This window comes from Herbidospora mongoliensis (assembly GCF_001570545.1).
Lineage (GTDB): Bacteria > Actinomycetota > Actinomycetes > Streptosporangiales > Streptosporangiaceae > Herbidospora > Herbidospora mongoliensis.
The window spans coordinates 176100-193179 of sequence record NZ_BBXD01000009.1 but is presented as its reverse complement, the minus strand read 5'-3'; the positions used below and the strand labels follow the sequence as shown (position 1 = coordinate 193179).

The window sequence follows — 17080 nt, the reverse complement described above, 5'->3', positions numbered from 1 at the left end:
ACGTCAAGGGGTAGCCTGTGCGGGTGACGACCTTCAACCCTGAATTGCCGGCCGAAATCCGCGACGTCCGAGAGTGGGTCCACGAGTTCGCCCGAGACGTCGTCCGCCCAGCTGGGGCCGAGTGGGACGAACGCGAGGAGACCCCCTGGCCGGTGCTCCAGGAGGCGGCGAAGATCGGCCTCTATTCGATGGATTTCTTCGCCACACAGTGGTTCGAGGACAGTGGGCTGGGATTGCCGGTCGCCTTCGAGGAGCTGTTCTGGGGAGATGCGGGGATCGGGCTCGCTTTGACCGCGACCGGGCTGGCGGCGGCCGCCCTGTCCGCGAACGGGACCGATGAGCAGGTGGGAACCTGGTTGCCGGTGATGTTCGGGACCCCTTCTGACGTGGCCGTCGGAGCCTTCTGCGCGTCTGAGCCCGATGCCGGGTCGGACATCGGGGCGATCAGGACCGGGGCGTCGCGGTTGCCGTCCGGAGACTTCCGTCTCAACGGGACCAAGACGTGGGTGTCGAACGGTGGGATCGCGGCGGTCCACATCGTGGTGGCGACCGTAGATCCTTCGCTGGGGGCGCGGGGGCAGATGACGTTCGTGGTGCCGCCTGGAACTCCCGGGTTTTCGCAGGGCCAGAAGTTCCGCAAGCACGGGATTCGGGCGTCGCATACCGCCGAAGTGGTTCTGGACGATGTCGTGCTGCCCGCGTCCTGTCTGCTCGGTGGCGTGGAGAAGATGGAGGAGCGACTGGCGCGCGCACGGGCCGGTGAGCGGTCAGGCGGTCAGGCTGCGCTGCGGACCTTCGAGGCGACGCGGCCCGTGGTGGCTTCGATGGCCGTCGGGATCGCGCGGGCGGCGTTCGAATACGCGCGGGACTATGCGCGGGAGCGGCACCAGTTCGGGCGGGCCATTGGGGAGAACCAAGCCGTGGCGTTCCTTCTTGCCGACATGGCGACGCGGATCGAGATGGCGCGTCTCATGACGTGGAAGGCGGCCTGGATGGGGCGGCAGGGGGCGGGCTTCTCGCAGGCCGAGGGGTCGATGTCGAAGCTGGTGGCGGGGGAGACGGCGGTCTGGGTGACCGAGCAGGCGATCCAGGTGCTGGGCGGGGCCGGGTACACGCGGGACCATCCGGTGGAGCGGTTCCACCGGGACGCGAAGATCTTCACCATCTTCGAGGGGACGTCGGAGATCCAGCGGCTGATCATCTCCCGCGCGGTCACGGGCCTGGCGGTGCGGTAAACCAGTCGAAACCGGACCGCCGGTGTTGCGATGATCTGCCATGAAGATCGAACCGGACCTCTTCTTCAAGGGCTTCGTGCGCGACGCGTGGCTGGAGCGGCTCACCCCTGAGGAGTGGTGCGTCCTCGACGCCGGTTTTCGGTCCGGCTACCACGTGAACGAAGACAGGCACTCGGCCTTCGGCATCCGCCTGACCCTCAGCCTGGCCGACATCGTGGTGATGGCCTGCAGCCGAAACGGCCGCCACCGCGAACGGGCCCTCGCGAAAGTCGCCCGGAACGTCGATCTGTGGCCCCTCCTGGTCATCCGATCGCTCGACTGGGCCGATCCGGTCCGTCACCACGCACGGAGGCTGCTGGCCGAGGTCGCCGTGAAGCCGGGGGCCGTCGACCGGCTGCTGCCGATCGCGGTCCTGCTCCGGCGCAGGCAGGGCGGCGAAATCGAGGGAGACGACCCGGCCCCGTTCCTGCGTTCCCGCATGGGCCGCGTCCGTGCCCGCGCCCTCGCCAGACTGCCCGATCGCGCACCGGAGTTCCTCGACGACCGCTCGCGTGTCGTCCGGCTCACGGCCCAGTGGGCGATACGGCAGGCCGGCGGCGATCCCGCCCTCCATTACCGCGCCGACCTCGCCGGCCGGGTCGCGATCGAGGGTCTGGGCGAGTGCGGTGACCGTGGCGACGCGCCGCTCGTCATCCCGTTCCTGCGCGATCCCCGTCCGAGAACCCGGCAGGCCGCGGCCAGGACCCTGCGCAACTGGGGCGTACACGAGGAACTCGCCGCGTACATCCGCGACCCGTCGGCGCGGGTCGTCGCGCAGGTGGTGAAGAGCATGCGCGCGACCGGGGCCCAGGTCTCGTTCGACCTGCTCGACAGGGTCAACCCGGCGCACGTGCGCCGGGCCGGGCACCGCCTGCTGATCAACGGTGATTCGTGGACCCGGCTGCGGGCCGACCTGCTCTCGATCGGCGACCCCGACTTCGGCGACAACGCCCTGTCGGACCTGGACGAGTGGTGTGAACGGGTCGCCCCGACGCTGTATCAGCCGTGCCCGGAGGAGCTACGGCGGGAACTGCGCTCTCTGGTGCGTCATGCTCCCGAGCGCCACCGCCGCCTCCTGGCGTGGGTGCTCACGTAGCGACGCGTCCGGCGAGGCGTTCGTAGCGTTGTTTGGCGGCCTGGGGGGACCCGAGCCCGAGGGCGTTGGCGATCTCATGCCAGGTCAGCCCGCGTCCTCGCGCGATCAGCAGCAGGCTGGCCTCCAGTTGGTCCATCTCACCTCTGACCAGCGGCATCAGGGTGAGCGCGGCCGTCAGGTCGGACGCGTCGACCTCCGGCTCGCCGGGGTCGGGGGCGGCCGTGCCGGCGGCCAGCAGGGTGACGAGGCGGACCGCTTCGTGGGGGCCGAGGACCGTCGGGTGGACCTGGCGGGAGCGCTGGGTCTCGGTGGCGGCGTGGCGGGTGGCGATGTGAGAGAGAGATGCGTACACGTCTGCCATCATGGAGTTTTCAACGGAACGTTGTCAACGAAATATTGAAACGCTGTCGTGTGGATCAGGTGTACGAACACGATCGTCGGGCACCCGGTGCCCATGGGCGAAAACCGTGGCATTGACGGCGAGAGCGAAGTCGTGGCCGAAAGATCGGGCGCGGACACCGAGACCCCCGAACACCCCATTTCCCGCGACCCCGAACCGCTGACCGACCCGAAGAGCGACGACGACTTGGGTGAGGATTCCGAAATGCCCGAGCCTGAACCAGAGGTCGGCCCCGCGTCATGACCGCTCGGCGGTGCGGGGTCAGGCGATGACGGCCAGCAGCGTGGTCGCCGCCGCCGTCAGTTCGGGGTCGCCGGTCATGGTGGCCCTTCGGCGGCCCTCTTCGACGGTGATGCCGCGGCTGGCCAGACGCCAGAAGGCGTCCTGGTCCATCGTGACCTCGGCTGCCGGGTTCCCCGCGCCCATGCGCCACCGGTCGTCGTGCCACACGGCTGACCATTCGCGTTCGCCGACCTTCAGGACGACAGACGTGCCTTCGGGGCGCACCTGATCCCGGAGCGCGAAGGGCAGCGCCCTCGCGTAGGTGTCGATGACCGGGGCGATGAGGTCGTGCGCGCCAGGACGGGCCACCGCGTCGCGGATCTGCTGCTGGTGGACCCAGAACTCGGTGTACTCCCGCGCGATGTCCAGCCACGCCGGGCTCGGCACGTCGGTCGCCGCCCACGAGACGTCCAGGTCGGCGGGGGCGTCGAGGTCCTGCCGGGTCCAGTGCGCGTCCAGCTGGACGCCGAGATGGCGGATCAGGTCCGTCACGACCGCGGGTGAGAACGATCGGGCCGCTTGCACGAACTCGTCGTTCACCCGCGCGAGGAACACCGGCAGGGTTTCGCCGGCGCGAAAGCCGCTTCCATGGTGACCGTCACGGCTTCCGGAAAGGCGTCGGCCGTAGTCGTGGAGGATGTGGGTCGCGATGTCGTGGACCGTCCAGCCGGGGCAGACCGTCGGGCGGGTCCACTCGGCGGGGGACAGGCCTTCGAGCAGGTCCAGGAGCCGGCGCCGTTCGGTGGGGAACAGGTGGCGCACGTCGATGGGGTCCCCGAAGATCGTCATGGGGTCAGCGTATTCACGCGGTTCACGGTGCGGTCGGGCTGGCCTGTCGAATGGGCAGGATCACCGCTGACGGATGCTCCGGGTCGTGGAACACCCGCTGGTCGGCGACGCGGAGGGTGACGGCGGTGGCGCGCGGTTCACCCGTGCCGGGGTTGCGGTTGTAGCGGGGGAAGGCGCCGCTGGAGACCTGGACGCGGACCCGGTGACCCTTCCTGAAACGGTGGGCGGTCGGCCAGAGGCGCACGGTGGCGGCGGTGATCTCGTCGGCGGTGGTCAGGCTGGTCAGGCCGTCGCACACGTTGACCGAGCGGCCCTTCTCGTCGACGTCGCACAGTCGGACGAACACGTCGGCGTGGGGCAGGCTCGACCGGAAGAAGATCTCGGCGGTGATGTCGCCGATGATCTCGACGTCGTCGTCCAACACGGGTGTGGTGTAGGTCAGCACGTCAGGTCTGGCCTCAAGCGCGGTGTTGTCGACGCGGCCCGCTTCCACGCCGAAGGCCATGCGCACTCCGCCGACGGCGGGGGTGGGGTCGGCGGGGTCGTAGCGGTAGTCGTCGGGCGGGGACTCGGCGGGTGTGCCGGTGGCCAGGCCGCCGTTCGGCTGAAGGTGGAAACGGCGGACCTCGTGGCCCGGGGGCGGCCATGACGGGAAGTCGCGCCATTCCTCCGCGCCCATGACATACAGGCGGACCGGTGCCCGCGTCGCGGGCGCCTCTCCCTGGGCGAGGGGCAGGCCGAACTCCAGCGCTTCGGCGGCCATCGCGTCCATCAGGCCGATCGAAGAGTGGGACCACGGGCCCACCGTCAGCCGGGCGTTACGCAGCGCGCGGAAGTCGCGGAGCTGGCCGGGCAGGAAGATGTCGTACCAGCCGCCGACGGTGCTCACCGGCACCTCGATGCCGGCCACCCGGTGCCGGTGGTCCAGGTCCCGCCAGTAGGGGCTGCCGGCGTCGTGCTCGAGAATGTGCTGGATGTAGTCGCTGCTCCGGCCCAGTGCGGCGACGTCGGCCCGGTTCAGCGGCAGGGTGCGCAGCGCGCGCTGGACCCGCTTGCCGCTGAGGAGCATCCGCACCAGGGCGAACCGCCGTTCCTGATTGACGACAAGGACGCCCCAGGAGAACGGCGTCTCCAGCGAGAACCCGTCGGCGCGCAGGAACTCCAGAGTGAACGCCGACTCGGCGACCCCCGGGATGAGCGCCTTGACCTGCGGCGGGACCGAATCGGCCACCGACCATTGGGCGAGGGCGAGGTAGCTCATGCCGTACATGATCATCGAGTCGCCGAACCACGGCTGCTCGACGATCCAGCTCAGTGTGTCGAGCCCGTCGTCGCGCTCACGCCGCAGAGGCTCGAACGCGCCGCCCGATCCGAAGGTCCCGCGTGTGCTCTGCACCAGCACCTGGAAACCGTGCCGGACCAGCGGCTCGGCCATGCTTCTGGCCGCGACGCCCCGGCCGTAGGGGGTCCGCATGAGCGCGGTCGGCAGACCGTCGCCCCCGGTCGCGGGCGTCCACCGGTCGGCCAGCAGCAAGGCCCCGTCGCGCATCGGGACGCGCAGGTCACGCTCGATCTTCGGTTTCATCGCGGATCACTTTTCGCGGGCGAGTGCCGTGGACAGGTGAATGAGCTGGTCGGCCATACGGGTGATGTTAGACAACGGCCGGGCTCTCGGCCATTGTCGTCGGCGAATAACAATCCTTTTCATGGATCTCTTTTCCTCAGGGCTGAAAAGCATGAATTCGCTGTAACTTTCATCGACATTTGACGATGGTCGGGGCCGAACGTAGCGTTCGGTCATCGCCTATGCGCGTGACTTGAATGCGCGCACTTCCTGACAGGAGAGGCCCATGGCAGAACGACGTGCCCGTCGGCGCCTGACCGCGTGGCTGATGGCCGCCGTACTCGGTGCGGCGAGCGTGCTCACCTCCGTGACCCCCGCCCATGCCGCGACCTGCGAGCTGACGTTCAAAGCCAATTACTGGGGGATGGTCAACGGGCAGTACAGGTGGCAGGTCGACGCGGAATTCGACAACACCGGCACGACGCCGTCCACCAACTGGTGGGCGATCATCGCCTTCGCCTATTCGCAGGGTGCGGTCGTTCACCAGTACTGGAACGTGACGAGGCCGACGACGTATCAGTGGAATCCCGCGTCGTGGAACAAAGTCATACCCGTGGGCCAGAGCGCGCGCTTCGGGTTCGCGATCCTCGTGCCCAATACGAGCGTCTCGCCGCTGCCCACGGCTGTCGGGTGCACCATCACCTATTAGACGTTTTCACCGGCCTGTATAAGACCTGTTCTCGATGTCGCGGGACATCTGCCGTGCGTCGCGCCAGGCGGCGCGATGACGGCCTGCTGCGCTGCCGGCCCTCCATCCCGGCGGGCAGGTCGGGTGCGCGGTGAGGGTAGTCCTGGGCGAGTCGGGCGGCCGGCCATTGGTGCAGGCGGCCCAGTTGGCCCCCGCGATCAGCGCCAGTGGCGTGCGTGTGAGCTTGACCTGCTGGGACGGTGGTGCGCCGGTGGACGCATCGCCGTCTGACCGCCAGGACGGCGGCGGCGTCACCCAAGACCGGGCGACGCCGCCATGACCCCGCATCGGGAGCCATCCGCCCTCAGCGCCTCTGATACGACACCGTCGAACACGCTTTATGCCGACGGGGTCGAGCCTCGCTTCGGGCCTGGCCATGAGAGCCGAGCGCCATGATGACGTTCCGGGTCCGCGAGATGGTGAGCCCTGGGAATAGGGCAATCCCGCCTGGTCAAACCGTAGTAGGACATGGCGGCGGCGAGCAGGCCCAGGCCCCACGACGTGTAGCCGAACATCTCCATCGACACCTTCCAGACCGGAGCCTGGGCGAGGTTGCCCTTGCCCAGGAGCCATGCCGTCATCCCGGCCACGCCGAAGTAGCCGGTCAGGCCCGCGCCGACGAACAAGGCGGGTCCGAGCACAAGCCATCGCGGCACGTCACGTCCTGCCAGCGGAACCACCCAGCGCGGCCAGATCCTGCCGAACCGGTGGACCAGTGCCAGCGGCAGGAGGGTGCCGGCCAGGATCATCAGGACGACGAAGATCCCGAAAGGCGAACCGAGCGTGAACGGCAGCGGCTCGTGCGCCGTCATGGAGTCGAGTACCAGCGCGGTCACCCGAACGGCGCAACCACCGATCGCTATGTAGGCGGCGAGGTAGGCCCACCGCGGTGTGGGGTCGGTGCGCCGCTCCGGCGAACGGCCGTGGACTCGGGCGCAGTGGACGCAGGCCCGCCGGACCCTGCGCTGCTCGGCGACGGCACACGCCAGCGTCAGCGCGCCCGCCGTCGCTCCGGCCGCGCGGGTCAGCAGAGCTCCCCAGTGGTCGACCTGGCCGAAAAGCATGGTGGCGAGGCTGATGGCGAGCGCGTACGAATAGACGATCAGCCCGGCCCCGGCCACCCACGCCAGCGCCACCAGCGTCCACCGCGCAGGTGCGGCCCAGTGGTGTGCGGTCCCGGCGGCGATCAGTGAGCACACCGCCGCGGCCGTGAAGGCGAGCGTCACCGCCACCCACCTGCCCGGCGAGAACGGCTCCTCAGGAGGAGCCAAGGGTGACCCTGGGTCCATCAGCCACCACACGTGGGCCGCCCCATAGGCCGAGCTCCACACCGCCGCAACGCGGGGCCACCTGCGCGGCCCGCCCAATGCCTTGGCTCTCATCCGAACTCCTCCGCCCTGTGACTCGACGAGCTTGCTCTGTCAGAGCTGTGATCTCGCTGAGGGGCGCTGAGAATCCACTCAGCCGCGAACCGTGAGGAATGCGACGCGGTCCAACACGCGCGACGGGCTTTGCGCCGGCGTCGAGCTTCAGATCAAACGTCTTCTACGGCGGACGCTGCGCGGGGAGTTGCGGCGGAATGGGCAAGGTCCGTTCGATGATGCGGCGCCTGTTCAACAGCGACGTCGAGGCCGACGACACCCCGTCGGGCCCGCAGCCTGGCGCGGTCGGGCTCGGGTCGCACCGCCGGGCCGACCTGGTCGTCCGGCTGGGCGCGCGGCCGTCGTGGCGGGCGGGCGAGCACGCCCGGGTCGCCGTGGACGTGTCGCGGCTGATGCCCCAGGTCGGCGAGGGGTGCCGTTATCAAATAGCGCTGCGTTAGGCAGCTTGTGTGTCTGGCGCGCCTGGTTCTCATTCGGGATGGCCAGTCTCAATGGATCAGCGATGCGATCTTGCCGGTGTTGCAACCCGCCGAATGATTTGGTGATAGTCGATCCATGAACCTGCGAGAACTGCTCGATGAACAGGTCGTCTACTACCGTGCGATTGCCGCAGAATACGAGCGCCACGCTCTACCCTTTCCCGGCGCCTCTGAGCTGTCGGCGGCGCTCGATGCGTTCCGGCCGACGGGCAGCGTGCTCGAACTCGCCTGTGGCCCAGGCAACTGGACCACCCAGCTGCTCCAGCACGCCACTGATGTCACCGCCGTGGACGCGTCCCCGGAAATGCTCGCCATCGCCTCGACGCGGGTGAGCGGGAACGAGCGGGTGCGCTTCGTGTCGGCCGACCTGTTCCGCTGGCAGCCGGACCGTCATTACGACGTTGTCTTCTTCGGGTTCTGGCTGTCGCACGTTCCGCCTGAGCGCTTCGCGTCCTTCTGGTCGCTGGTGGCCGACTGCCTGAAACCGGAGGGGCGGGTGTTCTTCGTCGACGACGGCTACCGCACAGCCGACGAACTCATCGAGGGCGAGCAATCCGCGACGATACAACGGCGGCTCATGGACGGGACCACCTACCGAATCGTCAAAGTCCCGCACCGCCCGCCGGACCTCGAACGACAACTCGAGCAGCTCGGATGGCGCATCACGATTCGCTCGTCCTCTGGGCCGTTCTACTGGGGAGCAGGGCACCGCGCCTGATCCCAAGACACGGACTCCTTCATCACAAGATCATCGAGATGCCCCCCAAGGCGCCCTGAGCTAGCGCGCTTGCTTCGTTGAGTAGGGGGCTACTCATGCGAACCCGGATCCCCACGACCACGATGACGGCCGCGGGTGATCCGCGCGGAGTCGAGGCTGGAGGCGCTGGATGTTCGCTTGGTCCGCTCACGGTGACAGGTGGTTACGGGTGTTGGCCGGGGCCGTCGTGGCTCTCCTGGCGGGCGGGCTGCTGGTCGCTCCGCCCGCTCACGCGGAGGTCGCCTATCCGCATCCGCTGCCGGACTTCTCCCATCCGGACCGGCCCCACGCGCCCCTGTTCAAGGATCGAAGCAATCTTCCGATCCCGCTGCTGATCGTCTACGCGACGTTCAACGACCAGGCGAACACCACCGAGCAGGGCATCGAGGACAGGTTCTTCTCCCACACCACGTTCGGGACGGTGACGAACTACTTCTTCGACAACGGCCTGGCCACGATCATTCCGGTGGTGGAGACCTTCGGGGAGCAGAACAACGGGGTCGTGGTGGTCGATCTGGGCGCCTCCGGGCCCGCCATCGCGCAGGACGCGGCCGAGCGCCGTCGCAGGATGATGGACCTCGCCGATCCGTTCGTCGACTTCGCCCGGTACGACACCGACCGCAACGGCTCGATCGGGGACTCCGAGCTGGCCGTCTTCACGATCTTCACCTCCCGCCCCGGCACGGACTACTGCGGCCAGACGAGGGGGGTGGCCCAAGGCCGCGAGCTGGACGGCAAGCGGGTCGCGTTCCTCACAGCGGACGCGGGAACCGCGACCAACCGGATGACCCTGGTGCACGAGCTCGCCCACCAGGTCTACGACCTCGACGACCACTACGGTTTCGGCGTCGGCAGCCTGGACGTCGCCGGGCCCACCTGCGTCCAGCGCGAAGTGTGGTTCGAAGCCAACGTATGGCACCGGATGCACCTGGGCGGCCAGAAGCCGATCGTGGCCGTCAAGGACGGGTACGTCGACCTGTCCGCCTCCTCCATCGGTCAGGCGTACCTGCTGTACGACCCGGAGAAGGGCACCGACGACTACTTCCTGGTCGAGGCGAGGGACCCCGCGCCCGGCACCTACGACCAGGACGCCTCCGACAGCGGCCTGGTGGTCTGGCGCATCGACGAGCGGAACGTCCGGGGCGGGGTCGAGTCCAAGCGCGGAGTCGAGTTGATCCGGCCGGACGGTGCGCGCATCCCCGGCTGCCTCGACGAGGACCTGGACGGCCGAGCGGGCGAGGAGTCCGCCAACGGCGTGGACGACGACGGCGACGGGCGGATCGACGAGGACCTCAAAGAGGTCGACGACGACCAGGACGGCCAAATGGGGGAGGACCCCGCCAACGGCGTGGACGACGACCGCGACGGGCGGACCGACGAGGACCCCAAGGAGGACGACGGCAGCTGTCACGGCGGGAGCGACACCGACGCCTGGAACCCCACCGACACCCGGACCATGGTGCGGACGATGAACGCCGCCTGGGCCGACGGAAGCCCCGCCAAGGTCGCCATCAGGGCGATCGGCCGCCCGTCCTACGCCGACACCTCCAACGAGAAGCGTTTCCTGGCCTACCTGGACGTGCGCGGCCCCGGCATCCTCATCGACCCGGCCCGCAGCGACGGCAACGCGCCGCACCCGACGGTCGCGCTGGGCAGCACTTTCGAGTTCACCTATCCGGTGCGGAACACCGGTGAGACCACCGACACCTTCGAGTTCACCGTGTACGGGCAGCAGGGCTGGTCGGCCACCACGCACACGATGACCCTCGGCCCGGGTGTGTCGTCCACCGCCGTGATCAACGTCACCGTCCCGACAGGCATCCTGTACGACCGCACCACGCTGCGGGCCTCGGGCCGGAGCACCACCAACCCGGACGTCCGGACCGACTACCAGTTTCTCGCGGACATCGTGAAACGTCCGCTGCTCCTCTCCTACAGCGGCGACCGGTCGAGCGACTACTCCGACCCGGCGCAGCTCGTCGCCACGATTCGGGACGTCATCACCGCCCAGCCCGTGGCCGGCAAGCGAGTGATCTTCAGCGTCGGCGTCGACACCTTCGAGGCGACGACGGACGCGGCCGGGGTCGCCCGCGCCACCTGGGCGGGGGGCTCGCCCGGTGGATACGCGATCAAGGTCGAGACCCCCGAAGACGCGCTCTACCGCGGCGGCTCCACCGTCGTGCCGTTCACCGTGAACCCGGAGAAGGCGACGGTGACGGTCACGAGCGCCGGCACGCAGGCCGCGTCCGGCGCGACCCTGACGCTCAGGGCGGTCCAGGAGAACGACGGCCACCCCGGCGACCTCACCAAGGCCGGCGTCACCGTCACCCTGACCCCGACGCTCGGCGGCACCTCCCTGGTCCGTACGACGGCCTTCGACGCGGCGGGCAACGCCACCATCCGGCTCGACGCGCCCGCCGACCTCTGGTCGGTGAAAGTCACCATGGACGGCGGCTTCTTCTCGGCTCCCACGGTCGAGTCGAGTCTGGCCCTGTACGACCCCGGCGCCACCCTCACCGGCTCCGCCCTGGGCAGATCCCAGGAATCCGCCGCCAGGGGCGCTACCCAGTCGGGCACCACCGTCCTCCTGGCCTCGACCCTCTTCTACCTGGGCACCCGCCCGCTCGGCTCGACCACCGTCACCTACGGCACCAAGGTCTTCATCGCCGGTAAGACCAGTTGGATGATCGCCTCCGGCGACAAGGCGGTCCTCGAAACCACCGGCACCTTCAACGGCGCCCCCGCCAAACTCCGGGCCACCGTGACGGACAACGGCCCGCTCTCCCGGGACGCCTTCACCGTCACCATCACCACGGCCAACGCCACCTACACCGCCAACGTCCCGACCGCCACCGGCAACCTCACGGTCAGGACGTCCACCTCCCGCTAGGCCGAGCCCAGGCGCTCAGATCCGCAGGCCGGTGGCGGTTCAGGCTCGATCCTTGCGCGGAACGTCGTCTACCCGGCAATGCGCCGATTGGTGAGGACCTTGCCCAGGAGGGTGGTGAGCTGGTCGCGCTCCTGGGCGCTGAGCACGTGGAAGACCTGGTCGAGGAAGCCGGGAATGGTCTGCTCGGCCTCCGCGAGCCGCTGTCGGCCGGTGTCGGTGATCGTGACGGCGTAGGAGCGGCGGTCGCGGGGGTTGCGTTCGCGGCGTACCAGATCGTGGTTCTCAAGGTCGTCGCAGACGCCGACCATGACGCTTCGGTCGATGCGGAGTTCTTCGCTGAGCGCCTGCTGGGAGCAGGGGCCGACGGCGGCGAGCATCTTGAGCACGAGGTGCTGGCCCACTCCGAGGCCGGTGACCCCCGCGTGGGCGTCGGCGGCGCGGGAGACGGAGGCCGAGGCGCGGCACAGCGCGATGTCCGGCCGTTCGGCCGCCAGGTCCGCGAAGTATTTGGCCGTCGTCATGGTGCCTGATGCTATCAGCCAATCTTGGTAAAGATTGTTTGACAGCAGATGATTTTCGGTCATACGGTCAATCGTCTGTTTCCAGATTGTTTTCTGCCAGATGGAGCGCACCGTGACCCTGGATCTCACCCCGGACGAGCTGCTGTCCACCACGCGCGCGGTACGCAAACGCCTCGACTTCACCCGCCCGGTTCCCCGCACCCTCATCGAGGAGTGCGTCGACCTGGCCGTCCAGGCCCCGACCGGCCGGAATCGCCAGCGTTGGCACTTCCTGGTCGTGACCGAGCCCGAGCGACGCCGGGCGGTGGCCGATCTCTTCCTGCGGGCCCTCCCGCTGTCGACCGGCCAGCCACTGACCGACCAGGATCACTGGCGGATGAACTACCACCCCGAATCGACGGCGGGTGTCTTCGACGGCCTCCGGCACCTGATCGACAACATCCACCGGGTCCCGGCCTTCGTCATCCCCGCCGTCGAGGGCCGCACCGACCACGCCCCCGTCTCGGTGCAGGCCGGGGCGTGGGGGTCGATCCTCCCCGCGGTATGGAGCTTCATGCTCGCCGCCCGGGCGCGCGGCCTGGGCACGACGTGGACCACCGCTCAGGGGCCGCTCGAAGCGGAACTGGCGCAGGTGCTGGGGGTGCCGTACGACGAGGTGATGCTGGCGGCGTTCATCCCGCTGGCGTACACCATCGGGACCGACTTCAAGCCGGCCCGGCGCATCCCCCGGGAGCGGGTCCTCCACTGGGACCGCTGGTAGGAAGGCCGGGCCTCGGCCCCCTCAAGCCGTCCCGCTAGCCGCGGGCGTAACGGCGCATCGACTCCAGGCCGGAGACACCGTAGACCTCCTCGACCGTGTTCGCGAGCAGGTGGCAGGTGCGGAAGCGATCGAGCGGGGTCAGGCCGAGCCTCGTCAGGTGCAGGTAGGTGTAGTTGAGCACCACCCGGTAGCGCAGGAAGTCGGGGCGGGCGAACATGGCGCGGCGGTAGTCCGGGGTGCCGAACATCAGGGTGTGCAGTTCGCCCCTCGTCTCGGCCGGGGAGTCGTCCATGGTCGGCAGCAGGTGCACCACGCGGTCGGCCCTCGCGCGGTAGGTCTCCACGAGCGCCGCCCACTCCCGGACGAACGGGCTGTCCCCGTCCGCGTCGATGGTCTCCACGACCTGCCTGACCCGTTGGGTGAGCAGGGCGCGGCGGGAGCCGTACACCTCGTCGAAGGAGCGCCGGGCGGCCTCGGGGTCCCTTGACCACATGAGGTAGCCCTCGGCGTGCACCCGGAACGACAGGTAGCTGCGCTCGATCGGATGGGAGGTGTGCGCGACCGTCAGGAGCAGGGCCATGGCCAGGTCCGACTTGGTGTCGCGGCGGTCGCGGCAGTGGTCGAGCATCGTGAACAGCAGCGGGGTGCTGTCGCTGTAGAACGCGGTGAGCAGGTCGACGGCCTCGTCGCCGCCCAGGACGTGGCGGCGGTCGTCGAACGGGAACTCGACGATCGAGTTGTCGGCGGGCCACGGGGTGAGCGGGCCGTGTTCCTGCTCGCGCGCGGCCATGAGGCGGTGCCGCGCCAGGCTCTCGGCCTGGTCCACCACGTAGGTCGACGGGTGGTCGCGCAACCATCCGCCGACGACCGTGCCGATGCGGGGGCGCACCACCTCCTCCCACATCCGCCGGTCGGTCTTCACGTTGATGCGCAGGTGGGGGCCCTGCCGCCAGTGGCGCACCACGTACGCCGCCTCGGCGTAGTCGCGGATGTCGGCCAGCAGGGGCCGGACGGCGTCGAGGAGCAGGGGGTCCTTGTCCGGCTCGTGGTAGAAGACATGGACGCTGTGCCACATGGCGGTCACCTTCGCAACGCGGCCAGCGCGCGGGCCGCGAGAGTCGAGACGTGTGATTCCGGGCCGGGGCGCAGGCCGATCCGGTTGTGGAACAGGTGGGCGCAGCGCAGCAGCACGCGGGCCCGTTGTGCGTCGTCGCCGATGACGGCCAGGTGGGCGTGGGCGGAGCCCGCGTCGCCGGTCGTCGCCGGGAGGCTCGCGGCCAGGTCGTTGATCGAGGCGGCCCAGGCGCCGAGCAGGCCGGGGCCGTCCTTCAGGCGCCAGAGGCGTTCGGTCTGGCTGACCAGCGCGGCCGGGAGGTCGCCGGGGTCGGGCGGGGGCAGGCGGCGGGCCGCTTCGGCGAGGTCGGGCTGGCAGGCGGCCATCGTCAGCGTGAGCACGGCCAGGCCGACGGCGGTCCTGCGTTCCATCGCGGGCGCGCCGTGGAGGACGTCGAGTGCGAGGGAGCTGGAGACGCCGAAATGCCGTTCGGCGGCGGGCATGTCTCCGTAGACGCGCTCTTCCGGCTCGTACGGGATGAAGACCACGCTGCCGGCCGGGTGGAGGGCCGGGTCGTAACTCTCTCGGCGTTCCCCTCGCGCGAGCACGGCCGCCAGCCGCCGGTAGGCCGGGGCGTCGACGGCGGGTGACGGGTGGTCGGCGAACCACCGGGCGGCCCGGTCCCTGATCTCGTCGCGGGGCACCCCTTTCAGGCGCAGCCGCACGTGGGGGCCCGACTCCCAGTAGCGCAGGTAGAAGCAGGCCGTCGCCGACCGGGCCAGCGGGGTGACGACGGCGCGGATCAGGTCGTCGAGGTCGCCGGTGTGGAACAGGTGGGCGCTCTCCCAGGACGTCACGGGGCGCTCACCTGGATGACGTACTCGGTGACGCGCGGGCCGCCGGGGTAGACGGGGGCGTCCTCGGGGGCGGGCAGGGTCTCCTCGACGACCATCAGGGCGTCGGGATTCCCGGCCGCGTGGCGCAGGCCGGCGAGCAGGAAAGGGTCGGTGACGTCGACGTACATGGGCTTGCGGTGTTTGCCGAGCAGGCCCGCGAGCAGGCCGTCGCGCAGGTCCAGGACCCGGGCGAAGAAACGCCGCGGCATGCCGTGGTCGCGCAGCCACGAAGCCAGCGCGGGCGGGCCGCCCGAGGGGAAGTCGGCGGCGCGCAGCCGCCAGCACTCGCGCGCCAGCGTGACCACGCCCAGGTCGAGGCGGGGCAGGTGGTCGATCCGGCCGCGCGGCGGCACCGGGCCGGGGCGCAGCACCCATCCGGGCACCATCGCGACCGACGGTTCGCCGAAGACCCTGACCAGGAACTGCAACCACGGCGGCAACCAGTGCTGGGCGGTCATGCCCAGGTGCATCGGGCGCACCTTCCCGCCGTCGGCCCACAACGCCAGCCGGGAACCGTCGAGCCGCACCGTCAACGCCGAGGGGTGCAGACCTCCACCCGTCGTGTACGGGTAGTCGATCGTCACATCGGCCGTGGTGGTGCGGAGGTTCAGGCCGCTGCCGAGGGCGCCCGTGACCTCGGCGATCCTGGTGTCGCGTTGCGGGGCCCGCAAGGCCGAGGCGTCCGGAGCGTGGCCGATCCGGTTCAGCTGGTGGTGGAGCCGGGACAGCCCCTTGCCGTACCCGGCGGTGACGGTGTTGACGACCAGGCGGCCCTCCGGGAGCGCCTGGGCGTAGACGCAGATCGAACCCGGGGCGCGGAACCGGTCGTCGTCGGGGGGCTCGCCGGTCCGCAGGAACCGTTCGCGCAGGTCAGCGTGGCCGGGACCGGCCGCGAAGGGATCGCGGACCAGGTCGCGCAGCGGGCCAGGCTCACTGTGGACGGCGCGGTAGAAGCTCATGACGGGGACGGCGGCCCCGGGGCCGTACCGGCTCAGGAAGAACTCGGCGGCGGCCAGTTTCACCGGGAGGTCGCCGTCGAACAGGGCCAGCCCCTTCCGCAGCCGGTTCAGGTCGTCGAGCGCCGGGCGCCACGCCTCCCGGCCGCACCGGCCCGCGTCGCCGGGGATGACGGCGTTGTGCCAGAACAGGTTCCGCTCCGGGATCTCCCTGGGGGCGAGCAGGTCGCGGATCGCCTTCGCGTCCTCCTCGACGCCCAGCTTGGTCAGCGGGTCGTCGTCGTGTTCGCCGTACGGCGGCACGAGCTCCACCAGCCCGATGTCCGCCAGTGCCCTGGCCGGTTCCGCGAGCGCCGCTTTCACCGGCTCGGTCGCGGGCACGCTGAGCAGCGGTTCCGTCGCGGTCGGGCCGAGGAACCAGATGCGGCCGTCCTCCTCGAACGCGGTCGGGTTCACCCGCGTCTCCGCGGCCTCCGCGTGCCGCGACAACGTCACCCAGAGCGGGCGCAACACGGCGCGGTCGAGGTCGACGACCTCCCGCCACGTCAGGTCGGCGGGCGGGGCGGCCATGGGTCCTTCGTCGGTCCAGGTGCCGAAACCGCTCCACGCGAATGTCGCGTAGGGGCTGGTCTTCATGGTGGCGCGGGCCAGGTAGCGGGCGAGTTTGACCGCCTCCTGGCGCGACGGGGACGTGCGTGCGGCCAGGATCGGGCTGCCGAGTTCGAGCCCCCGGCGGAAGGTCGCGTCCGCGGCCAGCACGCGCAGGAGCTCGGCCTTCTCCCGCTGTTCAGCCTCGTAGACGGTGGGCAGGCCGGCTGCCAGCGCGTCGTGGCGGTCCTTGAGGACGGTCCAGGCGAGGAGCCGTACCCGCAGCTCGTCGGGGAGGACGGCGAGCACCTGCGGCGCCGTCGCCCGCCGGTCCGGGCGGCGGCCCCGGAAGAGGTCGCGGCGCAGCGCCACCAGGACCGGCTTGAACACACCCGTGCCGATCACCTCGTGCAGGGGGCCGGACATCGCCCGGCCCTCGTCCGCCAGCGTGCGGGCGACGTCGAGCAACTCGTCGACGAGCCGCCACGTGCGCTCGCACCGCAACCGCCGCAACCCGTCGGCGGGCAGCCCGGCCACCCGGATGGCGAAGATCGGCGCCACGACGTAATCTCGGTCGGCGGGCTGAGCCGCTGTTCGCGACCCTGTTTGCGTCAAGGACACTCCTTCATCCCGTGACCGAGGGC

Annotated in this window: 16 protein-coding genes; 8 read left to right on the top strand and 8 right to left on the bottom strand. The window is 70.0% G+C overall.

What is annotated here, in order from left to right; all coding sequences use genetic code 11:
* The first annotated feature begins 23 nt into the window (after positions 1-23).
* A complete protein-coding gene (locus tag AW272_RS05325; RefSeq protein ID WP_083958035.1) occupies positions 24-1235 on the top strand; it encodes an acyl-CoA dehydrogenase family protein in 1212 nt (403 codons plus the stop codon).
* Positions 1236-1275: 40 nt separating this feature from the next.
* On the top strand, positions 1276-2370 hold the full coding sequence (locus AW272_RS05320) for a HEAT repeat domain-containing protein (protein ID WP_066361455.1): 1095 nt from the start codon (positions 1276-1278) through the stop codon (positions 2368-2370).
* Here AW272_RS05320 and AW272_RS05315 read toward each other — a convergent pair.
* Positions 2363-2731, bottom strand: coding sequence for a DNA-binding protein (locus AW272_RS05315; protein ID WP_439649139.1), 369 nt, complete (start codon positions 2729-2731; stop codon positions 2363-2365). The two genes, AW272_RS05320 and AW272_RS05315, sit on opposite strands and share 8 nt — an antisense overlap.
* A gap of 93 nt (positions 2732-2824) precedes the next feature.
* Here AW272_RS05315 and AW272_RS05310 point away from each other — a divergent pair, with 93 nt between their 5' ends.
* A complete protein-coding gene (locus AW272_RS05310; RefSeq protein WP_157518352.1) occupies positions 2825-3013 on the top strand; it encodes a hypothetical protein in 189 nt (62 codons plus the stop codon).
* A gap of 18 nt (positions 3014-3031) precedes the next feature.
* Here the strand turns inward: AW272_RS05310 and AW272_RS05305 are convergent, their stop codons facing one another.
* Complete coding sequence (locus AW272_RS05305) at positions 3032-3841, bottom strand: maleylpyruvate isomerase family mycothiol-dependent enzyme (RefSeq protein WP_066361452.1); 810 nt, start codon at positions 3839-3841, stop codon at positions 3032-3034.
* A gap of 22 nt (positions 3842-3863) precedes the next feature.
* Positions 3864-5426 (bottom strand): CocE/NonD family hydrolase, encoded by a 1563-nt coding sequence (locus AW272_RS05300; RefSeq protein ID WP_083958034.1) that lies wholly within the window; start codon positions 5424-5426, stop codon positions 3864-3866.
* Positions 5427-5691: 265 nt separating this feature from the next.
* On the opposite strand from AW272_RS05300, the gene AW272_RS05295 reads away from it, so the two are divergent.
* Entirely contained in the window at positions 5692-6114 is a 423-nt protein-coding gene (locus AW272_RS05295) for a cellulose binding domain-containing protein (protein WP_083958033.1), read from the top strand.
* Positions 6115-6491: 377 nt separating this feature from the next.
* On the opposite strand, the gene AW272_RS05290 is transcribed toward AW272_RS05295, so the two are convergent.
* Positions 6492-7379 (bottom strand): hypothetical protein, encoded by an 888-nt coding sequence (locus AW272_RS05290; protein ID WP_066361450.1) that lies wholly within the window; start codon positions 7377-7379, stop codon positions 6492-6494.
* Positions 7380-7732: 353 nt separating this feature from the next.
* On the opposite strand from AW272_RS05290, the gene AW272_RS05285 reads away from it, so the two are divergent.
* From AW272_RS05285 to AW272_RS05275, 3 genes are all read left to right on the top strand, one after another.
* Positions 7733-7975 (top strand): hypothetical protein, encoded by a 243-nt coding sequence (locus AW272_RS05285; protein ID WP_066361449.1) that lies wholly within the window; start codon positions 7733-7735, stop codon positions 7973-7975.
* Positions 7976-8090: 115 nt separating this feature from the next.
* Positions 8091-8732, top strand: a complete 642-nt coding sequence (locus tag AW272_RS05280; protein WP_066361448.1) for a class I SAM-dependent methyltransferase — start codon at positions 8091-8093, stop codon at positions 8730-8732.
* 208 nt (positions 8733-8940) lie between these two features.
* On the top strand, positions 8941-11661 hold the full coding sequence (locus AW272_RS05275) for a COG1470 family protein (protein ID WP_157518348.1): 2721 nt from the start codon (positions 8941-8943) through the stop codon (positions 11659-11661).
* A 68-nt stretch (positions 11662-11729) separates the two neighbouring features.
* Here the strand turns inward: AW272_RS05275 and AW272_RS05270 are convergent, their stop codons facing one another.
* Complete coding sequence (locus AW272_RS05270) at positions 11730-12182, bottom strand: MarR family winged helix-turn-helix transcriptional regulator (RefSeq protein ID WP_066361446.1); 453 nt, start codon at positions 12180-12182, stop codon at positions 11730-11732.
* A 112-nt stretch (positions 12183-12294) separates the two neighbouring features.
* Here AW272_RS05270 and AW272_RS05265 point away from each other — a divergent pair, with 112 nt between their 5' ends.
* Entirely contained in the window at positions 12295-12942 is a 648-nt protein-coding gene (locus AW272_RS05265; protein WP_066362489.1) for a nitroreductase family protein, read from the top strand.
* Between the two features lie 34 nt (positions 12943-12976).
* Here AW272_RS05265 and AW272_RS05260 read toward each other — a convergent pair whose 3' ends face one another.
* The 3 genes from AW272_RS05260 to AW272_RS05250 are packed head-to-tail and all read right to left on the bottom strand — an operon-like array spanning position 12977 to position 17051.
* Complete coding sequence (locus AW272_RS05260; protein WP_066361445.1) at positions 12977-14017, bottom strand: thiopeptide maturation pyridine synthase; 1041 nt, start codon at positions 14015-14017, stop codon at positions 12977-12979.
* A 5-nt stretch (positions 14018-14022) separates the two neighbouring features.
* Entirely contained in the window at positions 14023-14853 is an 831-nt protein-coding gene (locus tag AW272_RS05255) for a lantibiotic dehydratase C-terminal domain-containing protein (RefSeq protein WP_066361444.1), read from the bottom strand.
* A complete protein-coding gene (locus AW272_RS05250; RefSeq protein WP_218010794.1) occupies positions 14850-17051 on the bottom strand; it encodes a lantibiotic dehydratase in 2202 nt (733 codons plus the stop codon). The genes AW272_RS05255 and AW272_RS05250 overlap by 4 nt, the downstream gene beginning before the upstream one ends.
* Positions 17052-17080: the final 29 nt, after the last annotated feature.

What these genes read in the sequence shown, in the direction of transcription:
- AW272_RS05280 (WP_066361448.1), top strand. Translation starts at nt 8,091, where the DNA reads ATGAACCTGCGAGAACTGCTCGATGAACAGGTCGTCTACTACCGTGCG.
- AW272_RS05260 (WP_066361445.1), bottom strand. Translation starts at nt 14,017, where the DNA reads ATGTGGCACAGCGTCCATGTCTTCTACCACGAGCCGGACAAGGACCCC.
- AW272_RS05270 (WP_066361446.1), bottom strand. Translation starts at nt 12,182, where the DNA reads ATGACGACGGCCAAATACTTCGCGGACCTGGCGGCCGAACGGCCGGAC.
- AW272_RS05305 (WP_066361452.1), bottom strand. Translation starts at nt 3,841, where the DNA reads ATGACGATCTTCGGGGACCCCATCGACGTGCGCCACCTGTTCCCCACC.
- AW272_RS05310 (WP_157518352.1), top strand. Translation starts at nt 2,825, where the DNA reads ATGGGCGAAAACCGTGGCATTGACGGCGAGAGCGAAGTCGTGGCCGAA.
- AW272_RS05285 (WP_066361449.1), top strand. Translation starts at nt 7,733, where the DNA reads ATGGGCAAGGTCCGTTCGATGATGCGGCGCCTGTTCAACAGCGACGTC.
- AW272_RS05300 (WP_083958034.1), bottom strand. Translation starts at nt 5,426, where the DNA reads ATGAAACCGAAGATCGAGCGTGACCTGCGCGTCCCGATGCGCGACGGG.
- AW272_RS05320 (WP_066361455.1), top strand. Translation starts at nt 1,276, where the DNA reads ATGAAGATCGAACCGGACCTCTTCTTCAAGGGCTTCGTGCGCGACGCG.
- AW272_RS05295 (WP_083958033.1), top strand. Translation starts at nt 5,692, where the DNA reads ATGGCAGAACGACGTGCCCGTCGGCGCCTGACCGCGTGGCTGATGGCC.
- AW272_RS05315 (WP_439649139.1), bottom strand. Translation starts at nt 2,731, where the DNA reads ATGGCAGACGTGTACGCATCTCTCTCTCACATCGCCACCCGCCACGCC.